Annotated in this window: 9 protein-coding genes; 3 read left to right on the forward strand and 6 right to left on the reverse strand. The window is 72.3% G+C overall.

Annotation, left to right across the window (positions count from 1 at the left end; translation table 11 throughout):
• Positions 1–61: 61 nt before the first annotated feature.
• Positions 62–1,552 (reverse strand): LCP family protein, encoded by a 1,491-nt coding sequence (locus ACIQ9G_RS25720; protein WP_403613712.1) that lies wholly within the window; start codon positions 1,550–1,552, stop codon positions 62–64.
• Between the two features lie 127 nt (positions 1,553–1,679).
• Between ACIQ9G_RS25720 and ACIQ9G_RS25725 the strand changes: the two genes are divergently transcribed.
• On the forward strand, positions 1,680–2,708 hold the full coding sequence (locus tag ACIQ9G_RS25725) for a glycosyltransferase family 2 protein (RefSeq protein WP_403613714.1): 1,029 nt from the start codon (positions 1,680–1,682) through the stop codon (positions 2,706–2,708).
• A gap of 94 nt (positions 2,709–2,802) precedes the next feature.
• Here ACIQ9G_RS25725 and ACIQ9G_RS25730 read toward each other — a convergent pair whose 3' ends face one another.
• The 4 genes from ACIQ9G_RS25730 to ACIQ9G_RS25745 form a co-directional block, all read right to left on the reverse strand.
• Complete coding sequence (locus tag ACIQ9G_RS25730; RefSeq protein ID WP_403613717.1) at positions 2,803–4,479, reverse strand: LCP family protein; 1,677 nt, start codon at positions 4,477–4,479, stop codon at positions 2,803–2,805.
• Between the two features lie 76 nt (positions 4,480–4,555).
• Entirely contained in the window at positions 4,556–6,343 is a 1,788-nt protein-coding gene (locus tag ACIQ9G_RS25735; protein ID WP_403613719.1) for an LCP family protein, read from the reverse strand.
• Positions 6,344–6,570: 227 nt separating this feature from the next.
• On the reverse strand, positions 6,571–7,866 hold the full coding sequence (locus ACIQ9G_RS25740; protein ID WP_403613721.1) for an LCP family protein: 1,296 nt from the start codon (positions 7,864–7,866) through the stop codon (positions 6,571–6,573).
• A 240-nt stretch (positions 7,867–8,106) separates the two neighbouring features.
• Entirely contained in the window at positions 8,107–8,862 is a 756-nt protein-coding gene (locus ACIQ9G_RS25745; RefSeq protein ID WP_403613724.1) for a TIGR03089 family protein, read from the reverse strand.
• A gap of 111 nt (positions 8,863–8,973) precedes the next feature.
• Here ACIQ9G_RS25745 and ACIQ9G_RS25750 point away from each other — a divergent pair, with 111 nt between their 5' ends.
• Positions 8,974–10,332 (forward strand): peptidoglycan recognition protein, encoded by a 1,359-nt coding sequence (locus ACIQ9G_RS25750; protein WP_403613727.1) that lies wholly within the window; start codon positions 8,974–8,976, stop codon positions 10,330–10,332.
• Between the two features lie 104 nt (positions 10,333–10,436).
• Complete coding sequence (locus ACIQ9G_RS25755) at positions 10,437–11,519, forward strand: sugar phosphate nucleotidyltransferase (RefSeq protein WP_403613729.1); 1,083 nt, start codon at positions 10,437–10,439, stop codon at positions 11,517–11,519.
• 59 nt (positions 11,520–11,578) lie between these two features.
• On the opposite strand, the gene ACIQ9G_RS25760 is transcribed toward ACIQ9G_RS25755, so the two are convergent.
• Positions 11,579–12,616: a DNA-3-methyladenine glycosylase family protein gene (locus tag ACIQ9G_RS25760; RefSeq protein ID WP_403613731.1), complete on the reverse strand. Its 1,038-nt coding sequence runs from the start codon at positions 12,614–12,616 to the stop codon at positions 11,579–11,581.
• Between the last annotated feature and the right edge of the window lie 263 nt (positions 12,617–12,879).

The raw sequence follows: 12,879 nt of genomic DNA on the forward strand, positions 1-12,879 counted from the left end.
CGAACAGGACCCGGAAGCGCACCGGCCGACACAGGACCCACGAGCACAGGCGCCTGCCCGGTCAGCGGCAGACGACCTCGTCGCCCGTCACCACCGCCGCGGCCGCCTTGACCGGGTCCTCGACCCGCACTTTGCGCACCTGGCGGAAATCGGCACCCGCGATCACCTTGAGCGTGGCGCCCTGCCCCGGCACCGGCCGCAGCTCGCTGCCCGGCAGCGCGGCGGCGATCGACCTCGCCGAGCGGTCCCAGCGCGGGTCGTAGACCACCACGGTCCGCTTCACCGCCCGCTCCTTGGCGTCCACCGGCGCCCCCGTCGCACGGAACCCGGCCGCCGCCAGCGCGGCGTCCACCCGCCTGCCGAGCCCCATGGTGCTGGTCCCGTTCTCCACCTGGACGCGGATCTCCCGCGGGGTGACCTCCACGGCCACCGGCCGGTTCGGCTGCCGGGGCCGGTGTGCCGCCAACGGCCGGTCCTCGCGCAGCGCCCGGAAGAGCCGGTCGGCGCCGGCCCGGTCCCACTTCACCGTCGAGCCGAGGCCCTTCACGGGGTACGCGGTCTGCGCGAGCGGGACGGTCGTGAACTCCGACGAGGAGGGGGAGAAGGTCCGCATCGCCCGCCCGAGGTCCAGCAGTTCGTCCGTGTGGAAGCCCTTGTCCGCGCGCACCGAGCCGAGCACCGCGCGGGTCACGTCCCGGAACCTCATCGGGTTGAGCAGCACCCGGGAGGAGGTCGCCCGCTCGATCAGCGCGGCCAGGAAGCGCTGCTGGCGCTTCATCCGGCCCAGGTCGCTGGCGCCGTCGACGTGCCGGGAGCGGACGTACTGCAGCGCCTGGCCGCCGTTGAGCGTGTGCGTGCCCGCGGCCAGGTCCAGGCCCGTGTAGGTGTCCTTCAGCGGTTCGGCGGTGCACATCCGCACCCCGCCCAGCACGTCCACGGTCCGCATGAAGGAGGTGAAGTCGACCTCCAGGTAGTGGTCGATCTTCAGACGGGTCATCTCCTCCACCGTGCGCACGGTGAGGTTCGGCCCGCCCTCCGCGTACGCCGCGTTCAGCTTCACCGGGTGCGGCCCGTGCCGCCTGCCGGTGTTCTGGTCGACGTGCGCGGGGATCTCGGCGAAGGAGTCCCGCGGCAGGCTGACCACGGTGGCCCGCTCCCGGTCCTCCGACAGGTGCACGATCATCATGGTGTCGGTGCAGTGGCAGGGCTGCCCGCCCAGCCGGTACTTGCGCCGCTCCTGCGCGCTGATCCGGTCCCGGCCGTCGGTGCCGACCAGCAGCACGTTCATGCCGTGGCCCGGCTGCGGGCGGTTCTTCATGTCCTTGAAGGGGTCGACCCGGGCGATGTCCGCGTCCAGGCTGGAGACGACCGCGTGACCGATCCCGGCGGAGGCGAGCACCACCACCGACAGCGTTGTCACCGCCCGCATGGCCCACCGCGGCCTTCTCCGCCGTACGGGCGCGTACGACGGGCCGGACGGACGTGAGGGGACGGGGGACTGCCGCGGCCGCTGCCGTGGCGGCGCGGGAGGCCGGGGCGAAGTGGTGGACATGGGGGACACCTCCGCTTACGGCGTGGGTGGGCACCGTGAGCACCGTAGGCCCATACGATCTGCAGCCCGGTGCGGCGACCCCGGCGCGCGCACCGGTGTCCCCCGTTCGCGGTAACGTGAGCCCCCTATGAACGCCAAGCCCGACGTGCGGCTCCCCGCCGTGTCTGTGATCATGCCCGTCCTCAACGAGGAGCGGCATCTGCGCGGAGCCGTCGAAGCGATCCTCGCGCAGGAGTACGACGGCGAGATGGAGGTGGTCATCGCCCTCGGCCCGTCCGCGGACCGCACGGACGAGATCGCCGCCGCCCTCGTCCGGGAGGACCCGCGCGTACACACGGTCCCCAACCCGACCGGCCGCACCCCCGCCGCGCTCAACGCCGCGATCAAGGCCTCCCGCCACCCGATCGTGGTGCGCGTCGACGGCCACGGGATGCTCTCGCCGAACTACATCGCCACGGCCGTACGGCTCCTGGAGGAGACCGGCGCGCAGAACGTCGGCGGTCTCATGCACGCCGAGGGCGAGAACGACTGGGAGCACGCGGTCGCCGCCGCGATGACCTCGAAGATCGGGGTCGGCAACGCCGCCTTCCACACCGGAGGGCAGGCCGGTCCGGCCGAGACCGTCTACCTGGGTGTCTTCCGGCGCGAGGCGCTGGAGCAGCAGGGAGGCTACAACGAGGAGTTCATCCGCGCCCAGGACTGGGAGCTCAACTTCCGCCTCCGGGAGGCGGGCGGCCTGATCTGGTTCTCGCCGGAGCTCAGGGTCTCCTACCGGCCCCGCCCGAGCGTGCGGGCCCTCGCCAAGCAGTACAAGGACTACGGCCGCTGGCGGCACGTCGTCGCCCGCTACCACGAGGGTTCCATCAACCTGCGCTACCTCGCCCCGCCGACCGCGCTGTGCGCGATCGCGGCCGGGATCGTGGTCGGCGCGGCGCTGACCCCCTGGGGCTTCGTGGTCCCCGGCGGCTATCTGGCGGCGATCCTCGCCGGGTCCGTGCCCGCGGGCCGGGGGCTGCCGCCGAAGGCCCGGCTGCGGATCCCGGTCGCCCTGGCCACCATGCACCTGTCCTGGGGCTGGGGCTTCCTCACCAGCCCCCGCACGCTGGCGCGGAGGGTCATCGCCTCCCGGCGCCCGGCGGTCCTCGCCGCCGACTGACCGCCGCGCACCGAGCCGGTACGCGCCCCGTACGACCTGCACGAAAGGGCCCCTCCCGTCGCCGGAGAGGGGCCCTTTCCCACGTCTACGGCCGCTACCAGCGGTAGGGCGCGTACACGTCCATGCACTTGCCGGAATCCGCGCCGTTGAGGGCGTCGGAGTTGTCGGGGAGGTCGCCGGCCTTCGGCGCGGACTGCTTCGGGTACACCGTGCCCGTGCGCCAGTCGGCGCCCACGACGACGGTGACGCCCGACACGTCGGTCGACTTCCTCACCGAACTCATGGGAAGACCCAGCGCCTTGGCGACGCTCTGGGCGTCGCCCTCCAGATCCGCGCTCGGGTAGCGCACCACCGTCTCGTCCGCGGACAGCGCCGCCGAGCCGTCGGCGGTCGCCCGGCCGAAGCCCTTCTGCACCAGCTCCCCGCTGATCGTGCTCGCCCGGCCGCTCACCGGGGCCTCGGTGGCGGTCCGGGTGGCGTTCTGCACCACCACGCCGAGCCGGTCGGCCGGGACCGACGGGTCCTTGGCCGCCTCCGCCTCGTCCGCCGCCTTCTTCTTCGCGTCCTTCGCGCCGGAGGCCTTGCCCTTGTCGTCGAAGGGCACGTCGTCGCGGAGCATCCGCCACACCTTCTCGGCGTTGGTGCCGTCCGGTACGACGTGGTCGCCGTTCTGCGGGTCGGCGACGTTGGGCATCGTCGTCATGGTGATGCGGTCCGTCGGGATCGTCTTCAGCTGCATGCCCAGGCCGTACAGCTTCTTGACCGTGCCGATCTCCTCGGAGACCTTCAGCGACTTGGTGGCCGCCTCCGCCAGGTCCATCAGCCGGCCGGTGCCGGTGAAGACGTCCTGGCCCTTCAGCGTGCGGATCATCGAGTTCATGTACATGTGCTGGGCCCGGGCGCGCAGGAGGTCACTGCCCCACGCGTGCCGGGTCCGCAGCCACTGCAGGGCCTGCTCGCCCTTGACCTTGTGGGCACCGGCCTTCATCTTCAGGCCGGAGCCGCCGGGCACGCCGGGCAGCGGGTGGTCCCACACGTTCTGGTTCACGCAGACCTCGACGCCGCCGATGGCGTCCGCCATCTTCACCACGCCCGCGAAGTCGATCGTCATCCAGTGGTCGATGTAGACGCCGGTGAGGTTCTCCCAGGTGGCGAGCGTGCAGCCGGCGCCGCCGCGGGCCAGCGACACGTTGATGATGTCGGTGGTCTCGGGATAGACCCGGCCGGTGTCGGGGTCGGTGCACTTGGGGATGGCGACCCGGGTGTCGCGGGGGATGCTCACCACGGCGGCGCTCTTGCGGTCCGCGGACAGGTGGATCAGCATCTGCACGTCGCCCAGCGGCGGGTTGTTGCGGTTCTCCCGGCTGCCGCCGAGCTTCACGTTCTCGTCGGAGGCACGGCTGTCGGAGCCGATCAGCAGGATGTTCAGGGGCGTCTGGCCGGCCGCGTTCGGCTCGGACCGCCGCGCCTTGGCGTCGCCGCTGCTGCGCTGGCCCTTGCGGATGTTGCCGTTGAGGTGCTCGTAGTAGAGGTATCCGGCGGCCGCCGTGCCAAGTATCAGCAGCGCCAGTGTCGTTGCGGACCAGCGCAGTACACGGCGCTTGCCGCCGCCCCGGTGGCCGTGGCCGTGCCGCCGGTCCCCGCCTCTGCCGGAGCCGTCGCCGTCCGGTTCCGCCGCGTCCTCCCGCGGCGGGCCGTCCCCCCAGTCCAGACCACGCGCACGCCGGACGTTCGACCGCGTCCCCTCCCCGCGCACACTGCTCTGCGTCATGTCCCCTGCCTCCCCACCCTTGCGCCGCCGACGGGCCTGCCCCGCGCCCTGATAGACGCGAGACAGACCCGTCGGGTCACTTGGCGCACTGAACCTTGTCCGCTGTGGACTTCTGGACGTCCTCCGGCGCCTTCGTCGGAGGCGTGAGCGGAATGCCCGCACCCTGGAAGTCCTTGCCGAGAGTCAGCGTCATCGCGGGCAGGCCCTGGGAGTTGGTCACGCTCTCGCCCGGCTTCAGCGCGGACCCGGACAGCCCCATGATCGCGGCGAGTTTACGTGCCTGGGCGGCCTGGTCGGGGGCGTACTCGAGCGTGGTCCTGCTCATTGCCTGCGGTGCGTTGCCGGCGTTCTCGGATTTCTGCACCCCCTCATTCACCTGCAACCAGGTAAGAGTTTCCTGTGCGCTGCCGGCGACCGCCCCGCCGTTCATGATCCGGACCCGCACCTCGGAGGCGGACGACTGAGGGCCGTTCAGGCGGGCGGCCTCGGCGGCCTTCTCCTTCTTCTTCTGCTGCTTGACCTCCGTGAAGGAGACGTCGTTGCGGACCATCTGGAAGACCTGGGGGGCCGAGGGCTTCTTGAGGACCACCGTCGCGTGCACCTTCTCGGCCGGGTTGTCTATCACCGGAACCGTGGTGAAGGTCAGGTTCTTGGGGTTGAGCTTGCCCAGCTCCAGGCCGAGGTCCTTGAGCTTGCCGATGCTGTCGATCTTCGAGTCGACGGTCAGCGCCTTGGTGGCCGCCTCCGCGACGTCCACCATCTTCGTGGGGCTGGTGAGCGTGTCGTTGTCCTTCAACTTCCGCATCAGCGCGCTGAGGAACTGCTGCTGGAGCTGGATGCGGCTCAGGTCGCCGCCGAAGCCGACCGCGTGCCGGGTGCGCACGAAGGCGAGCGCCGTCTCGCCCTCGATGTGCTGCGTGCCCTTCTTCAGATTGAGGTGCGAGTCCTTGTCGTGGATGTCCTTGCCCAGGCACACGTCGACACCGCCGACGGCCGTCGTCAGCGTCTTGATCGCGTTGAAGTCGGCGACCATGAAGTCGTCCGGCTTGATCCCGGTCAGCGCGGTGACCGTGCGCATGGTGCAGCTCGGCGTACGGCCGTCCTGGCCGAGGCTCGTGTTGAAGCGGACGTTGTCGGTGCCCGGGATGACCTTGGTGGAGCCGTCGGGCTGCCGCGTCGGGCAGTCCGGGACGTTGACGATCAGGTCGCGGGGGATGCTCAGCGCGGTCGCGTTGGAGCGGTCCTTGGAGACGTGCAGCAGGATGCTGGTGTCGGCGTGCCCGACGCTGCCCTTGTCACCGTAGCTCCCGTTGCCCTTGCCGGTGCGCTTGTCGGTGCCGATCAGCAGGACGTTGATCGCCTTGTCCTTCTGGAAGCCACCGGTGCTCGCGCCGTCGTCGGAGACGGAGGTGATGTTGTCGTTGAGGTGCTTGATGTAGAGGTAGCCGCCCACGGACGCGGCCACCAGCACGAAGGCCAGCGACCCGCCGGTCCACAGCAGGGCCTTCTTCGCCTTCGACTTCTTCACCGGCCGGCGTCCGCGCCGCCCCGGCAGCGGCTCCTCCGGCACGGGACGCCGACGACGCGGGTTCGGCACCTCGCGGCCCGGGGCATCCCGGCCCGGCGCGTCGCGGCCGGGCGCCTGGCGGCCCGGGGCCTCGGCGCGCTGCCGGGCCGGCGCCGTCGCGCTCCGGCCGCGCGCCCCGCCGCCGTTCTGACGGGAGCCGGCTCTCCGCGGATTCGGAACCGCCGGTTGCGCAGCGGAAGGGGTCAGTCGCAATTCGTATTCGCCGGTGTTCGGGTTGAGCACCCACTGGTCTGCGGGGTCGATGTTGTCCGCCCGCCCACGGCCTTGCGCGTCCACGGTTGTCCGATCCTCCGTCGGGGCCACGCGGCGCCTTCCCCCTACAAGACGCTCAGGTCTGGTCACTCAGTGCACGACCCCAGGAAGGACCTCGCGGCTTGGTGCACCGGATCGCTCACACTATCCGGCCGGTTCGGCTCAGAGCGACGCCGGTGACAAATTGCACGGCCCTACAACCGGGCAATCCGCCCATTTCCTTGGACAAAAGTTCGGCTTTGGCCGTGGCTTTACCCACAGGAGTCCTCCGCCGCGGTGTTGCCGCGGAACGTGGGGGTGGGAGAAGGTGTGAGCCAGATCGGGGCGGCGCGCATCCCGTCGTCGGATCTGCCCACCAGAATGTACGCGGCGTAGTCACGCGACTGCGTAAATGGATCGCTTTCCCGTGAGGAAGGTGAATCCGCCGCAGCCGGATTGCGGCCTTTTGCGCCGGAATCCGAAGTGGTTTCCTTCACGACCTCCACCGGTGCGTCCCGGCGCAGTCGCGCGAACAGCTTCTCGGCGTCCGGCTCCACGAGTTGGTCGCGGTTGGCGTCGTAGACGTACGACTCCCGCGGGACCGTCAGGAACTGGACCCGTTCGGTGGGGATCTTGCGAAGCCCGCGCACCAGGTCGTACAGGCCGCGCAGGCTGGCCAGGCCCGGGTCCGTGGTCAGCGACGAGGTGGCCGCGTCCAGCACCGGATACAGCTTCGCCGGGTTCAGCAGCACGTCGTTGCTCCACACCGTGTTGACGAGGGCGCCGAGGAACCGCTGCTGACGCTCCATCCGCTCGGTGTCGCTGCCGTCGCCGAGCGACTTGCGGGCGCGGACGTAGCCGAGCGCCTGCTCGCCGTCGAGCGTCACCCGGCCCGCGGGCAGCCGCAGCCTGGCGGCCTTGTCGTCTATGGGCTCGGTCAGGCACACCTCGACGCCGTCGACCGCGTCGACCATCTCCTTGAACGCGCTGAAGTCGATCACGACGTGGTGGTCGATCCGGATGCCCGTCAGCTTCTCGACGGTACGGATCGTGCAGGCCGAACCGCCCACCGCGAAGGCGGTGTTCAACGCCGTGTACATGGGAGCCGACGGGCTGCCGTCGCGGCGGTGGCAGCCGGGCACCCGCACCATCAGGTCGCGGGGCAGCGACACGGCGGTGGCGGTGTGCCGGTCGGCGGCCAGGTGCAGCAGGATCGTGGTGTCGGACCGTTCGGTCCCCGAGTCCCGCCCGTACCGGGCGTTGCCACCCCCCGCGCGCGTGTCCGACCCGATCAGCAGGATGTTCTGCGCGTCCTTCACCAGGGCGCTCGGCCGCTCCTTCTCGTACCGGCGCAGCTCGGCCGCGGCGGTCTCGTCCGCGGTGATGTTGCCGTTGAGCCGGGTGTACACCTCCCACCCCACGCCGGCGGCCACCACGACGAGGACGGCCGCCCCGAGGGCCCCGTACCGCACCCACCGCCGCGGGCGCCCGGGTATGAACCCCACCGGCCCCCCGGCCCCGGCCCGGTCCTCCGGCGGCCCACCTTGGGTGCCTGCGCTGCGGGTCACGTCTGAGTCCCCCCGGTGCCGTAGGAGCGTGCCGTCCTGCCTGCTACGACGATGCCCCGCCCCGGCCACCGGGGCCGGATGCTGCTGAGCCGAACGGGTGAGGGGGGACACGGTGCGCGGCGGCACTTTCGTGCGCGCTGACGGGCCGTGTGCGGCGGGCCGCCCCCTGTGTGGGTGGGCGGCCCCCTGCGTGGGTGGGCGGCGGCACTCCCGCGTGGCCGGGTGTGGCCGCCCCCGATGTCACCGGGCCGTAGCCGTGACCCGTTCGCTTTCGATGCGCTGGGCCAGGGCGTCCTCGGGCAGTCGGTCGAGGTTGCGGCACAGCACCACCGAGCCGCCGGCGGCCAGCGGTGCGTAGAGGCCCGCGCTCAGCCCCTGCCAGGTGTCGTACGGCAGCCCGGACAGCAGCCGGGACCCCGGACCCGTCAGCCCCAGCGCCGGAGCGTCCGCCCGCGCCTGCTCCACGACCTCCGCCGCCGTGTACTCCGCCCCGGCCACGATCAGCGCCGCCCCCTCCGGGTCCACCGGCGCGAAGGGCGCGAACCGGTCTCCCTGCCCCGGCACCTCGACCGCGTAGTCGAGGAAGCCCTCCGGCGGCTGCGGGAACCGCCCGCCCAGCGGCCGCAGCGCCAGCGCGACCCGCTCCCCGGAGCAGGCCCGCGCGGCGTCCAGCGTGCCGGGCCCGCTCACCACCACGTCGGCCGCGTCCGGATCCCCGTCCATGTCCGCGACCGCGCCCACCGAGGCGCACGCCAGCAGCCACACGGCCGTCTGCCAGTGCGCCGGCAGCAGCAGCGCGACCCGGTCGCCCGGTCCGGCGGCCAGGTCGTCCTGGAGCAGGTTCGCGGTCTTGGCCACCCAATTGGCGAAGGTGGCCACGGACAGTTCGACGCGTTCCCCCGTGGCATCGTCGTAGAAGGTCACCAGGGGGCGTCCGGGGTCCGCGGCGAGCGCGGAACGCAGCAGGTCGGCGGGGGTGCGTTCGGTGGCGTTCATCCGCGCAAGCGTACGCGGGGCCGCATCCGCGCAAGGCGTGACGGGGCCACCGGTTCGGCGCAACGGCAGTAGACGGCCCGTCAACTTCCCAATGGACATATATGTATGACTATGTCCAAGATCAGGGGCATGCGTCGATACGGAATCCTTGCCTCCTCGATCGGTGTCTCCTGCGCGACAGCCCTCGCCCTCCCCCTCACCCTCCCCGCGGCCCCGGCGTCCGCGCGGCCGGCCTCCGCCGGGCCGGCCGTCCCCGGCAGCACCCTGTCCCTCCCTCTGGCCCCCCTCACCCCCGCCCGCGTGCTCGGTCGCGCCCCCCTCCAGGGCCTGTACCGCTCCGACGTACGGCACTTCTCGCTGGTCGGCGTCGTCTGGGACAACGCCGACACCGAACTGCACGGCAGCGTCCAGGTGCGCACCCGCGCCACCGCCACCGGCACCTGGTCCGGCTGGCAGGACATCGAAGCGCACAACGCCGACCACGGGGCCGACCCCGACAGTGCCGAGCGCGCCTCCGGCCGGGTGCGCGGCGCCACGGCCCCCCTGTGGGTCGGCGACTCCGACGGCGTCGACGTGCGCGTCAGCGCGGACGCCGGCGACCGGGGCGCCCCGCCCGTTCCGCTCCCCTCCGGCCTGCGCCTGGAACTCGTCGACCCGGACGCGGGGTCCCCGCCGCAGGGCCCGCCCGCCGACACGCCGCCCGCCGACGGGCTGAGCGGGGAGGCGGCCGCCGCGTCCGCGGCCAACGCCGAACTCGTCCCGCTCGGCGCCACCAGGATCCCGGCACTCGACCGCGCGGAGACCGAGCGCGAGCTGTTCGCCCTGCGCGGTGATGAGCTGACGGATCGTCAGCGTGCCCAGCCGTACATCGGGCCGCGCCCGAGCATCACCACCCGCCGCGGCTGGGGGGCGGACGAGTCACTGCGCGAACAGGGCTTCGTGTACACCAGCAAGGTCAAGGTGGCCTTCGTCCACCACACCGCCTCGGGCAACAACTACACCTGCGCGCAGTCCGCGTCGGTCATCCGCGGTATCTACCGGTACCACGTCCAGAGCATGGGCTGGCGGGACATCGGCTACAACTTCCTCGTCGACAAGTGCGGAACCATCTACGAGGGCCGGGCCGGCGGCGTCGCCAAGGCGGTCAGGGGCGCCCACACCATGGGGTTCAACACCAACAGCATGGGGGTCGCCGTCATCGGCACCTTCAGCAAGTCCGAGCCGCCCGCGGCCACGGTGACGGCCGTCGCCCGGCTGGCCGCGTGGAAGCTCGGCCTCGATGGGATGAATCCGCTCGCCAAGACATACCTCACGTCCGGCGGTGGGAATCTCTACGCAAAAGGTAAGAACGTGCTTTTGAACGTGATCTCCGGCCACCGGGACGGCTTCGCTACCGACTGCCCCGGAAAGCTGCTCTACGGAAAGCTCGGTTCGGCCCGCGAGGCCGCGGCGGGCTACCAGGGACGCTGAGGCCGGAACACCGTACGGCCGTACAAGGCGTCGGAGAACGGTCTGCATACACTGACCGGCCGAAGCACAGATCGGCCGGTCCCGGCAGGAAGCAGAGACGACAGGTGACAGAAGCGATCCTCCTGGTCGGCGGCAAGGGAACCCGGCTGCGCCCGCTCACGGTGCACACCCCGAAACCCATGGTCCCGGCCGCCGGGGTGCCGTTCCTCACGCACCAGCTGGCGCGGGCGAGAGCGGCGGGCGTCGACCACATCGTGCTCGCCACGTCCTACCTGGCGGAGGTCTTCGAACCGTACTTCGGCGACGGCTCCTCGCTGGGGCTCCACCTGGAGTACGTCACCGAGGAGGAGCCCCTCGGCACCGGCGGCGCGATCCGCAACGTCGCCTCGCGCCTGCGCTCCGGCCCGCACGAGCCGGTGCTCGTCTTCAACGGCGACATCCTGACCGGCCTCGACATCGGGGCGCTGGTGCGCACCCACGAGGAGACCGGCGCGGACGTCTCCCTGCACCTGACGAAGGTGACCGACCCGAGGGCCTTCGGGCTGGTCCCCACCGACGTCACGGGACGCGTCCTCGCCTTCCTGGAGAAGCCGCAGACACCCGAGGAGATCGTCACCGACCAGATCAACGCGGGGGCGTACGTCTTCCGCCGCTCGGTCATCGACACCATCCCGCAGGGCCGGCCGGTGTCGGTGGAGCGCGAGACCTTCCCCGACCTGCTGTCCGCCGGGGCGCACCTCCAGGGCATGGTGGACTCCACCTACTGGCTGGACCTCGGGACCCCGGCGGCCTTCGTGCGCGGCTCGGCGGATCTGGTCCTCGGCCGCGCCCCGTCCCCGGCCGTCCCCGGTCGCTGCGGTGACCGGCTGGTCCTGCCGACGGCGGTCGTCGCGCCCGACGCCAAGCTCACCGGCGGCACGGTGGTGGGTGAGGGCGCCTTCGTCGCCGAGGGCGCGCGGGTGTCCGGCAGCGCGATCCTGCCCGGAGCCGTCATCGAGCCGGGCGCCGTCGTCACCGACTCGCTCGTCGGCACCCGCGCCCGCGTCGGCGAACGCTCCGTCCTCACCGGCACGGTCGTCGGCGACGGTGCGGTGATCGGCGCGGACAACGAACTGCGGGAGGGCGTGCGCGTCTGGTGCGACGCCAGGATCCCGGCGGGGGCGGTGCGCTTCTCGTCGGACCAGTGATCGGGCCGGTGAAGCCGGGGGCGTGGGGACGGGAGGCCCAGGGCGCTGAGCGCCCCGGCTCACAGCCCCCTGATGTCGCCCTTCGGCATCCGCGGCGCGCGCCGCGGCGGGACCCGGCCGCTGAGCAGGATCAGCCGGGCCGCCCGGTGCCGCTGCCCCGCGTACGGCTCGAGCAGCGCGAGCATCGCCGCGTCGTCCGCGTCCCGGTCCCCGGCCAGCGCCCACCCGACGATCCCCGGCAGATGCAGGTCCCCGACGGTCACCGCGTCCGGCGCCCCGTGACTGCGCTGCACGGTCTCCGCCGACGTCCACGGCCCGATCCCGGGCACCAGTTCCAGCCGTCGCTGCGCCGCCGCCGGAGGCATTCGCACCGCCTCCTCCAGCCGCGCGGCGACCCGCACGGCCCGCAGGATCGTCGACGCCCGCTTGTTGTCGACGTTGGCCCGGTGCCACTCCCAGGAGGGAATCAGCGCCCACGCCCGCGGCGCCGGCATCACGTGCATCCGCCCCGGTGCGGGCCCCGGCGCCGGCTCCCCGAACCGGCGCACGAGCAGCCGCCAGCCCTCGTACGCCTCGGCGGTGGTGACCTTCTGCTCCAGGATCGACGGGATCAACGACTCCAGCACCAGTCCGGTCCGCGTCAGCCGCAGTCCGGGCCTGCGGTGCCGGGCCAGCGCCAGCAACCGGTGGCGGGGCGCGAACTCCGACGGGTCGTCGGCCGCCCCGAGCAGCTCCGGCAACTGCTCCAGCAGCCACTCGGCGCCGGGCCCCCAGGCCTCGCCGCGCACCCGTCCGCCCCGCGTCGAGACCCGCAGCGTGCCCGGACCCAGCGGTGTCCGGCTGGTCCGCCACACCGATCCGTCCGGCATCGCCCGGAACGTCGGATCACCCGCCCCGCGCCGCAGCGGCCCGAGCACCAGCCCCAGGTCGAGCGGTTCCTCCGGTGTCCACGTCCGCACCCGCCCCGGCACCGCGGCGGGCCGGGGCGCCCCGCCGGAGGCACCCGGCGCGCCGGGTGCCGCGGCCGGGGAGGGCACGGCGACATGTCCGCCGCGCACGGTCGTACGCGTCGGCCGGGGAGTGAAACGTCCTGACACGAATGAGGTCCCGAGGAAGCCGAAGATGCCCTACGAGCTTAGGGCCTGTCCGGCGGATCAAGTCGCAGAGAGGCAACGGCGCCTCATCAGCTCAGGTGAGCGGGGTCTGGGGCGTCCAGCTGCAAGGCGGAGGAGGGCGTCGACGCGATGGGGGTCCCGCCTGCTCGAGCGAAGCCGAGAGCTTGGGGGAGTCGGCGACCGACGACAACGCCGCTGGGGGTACCCCCTGCTCGAAGAGCTTGGGGGAGGGCGTGCCGGACCCC

Source organism: Streptomyces sp. NPDC096152, assembly GCF_044763235.1.
In the GTDB taxonomy this organism is placed as follows: domain Bacteria; phylum Actinomycetota; class Actinomycetes; order Streptomycetales; family Streptomycetaceae; genus Streptomyces.

What these genes read in the sequence shown, in the direction of transcription:
- ACIQ9G_RS25720 (WP_403613712.1), bottom strand. Translation starts at nt 1,552, where the DNA reads ATGTCCACCACTTCGCCCCGGCCTCCCGCGCCGCCACGGCAGCGGCCG.
- ACIQ9G_RS25725 (WP_403613714.1), top strand. Translation starts at nt 1,680, where the DNA reads ATGAACGCCAAGCCCGACGTGCGGCTCCCCGCCGTGTCTGTGATCATG.
- ACIQ9G_RS25730 (WP_403613717.1), bottom strand. Translation starts at nt 4,479, where the DNA reads ATGACGCAGAGCAGTGTGCGCGGGGAGGGGACGCGGTCGAACGTCCGG.
- ACIQ9G_RS25745 (WP_403613724.1), bottom strand. Translation starts at nt 8,862, where the DNA reads ATGAACGCCACCGAACGCACCCCCGCCGACCTGCTGCGTTCCGCGCTC.
- ACIQ9G_RS25750 (WP_403613727.1), top strand. Translation starts at nt 8,974, where the DNA reads ATGTCCAAGATCAGGGGCATGCGTCGATACGGAATCCTTGCCTCCTCG.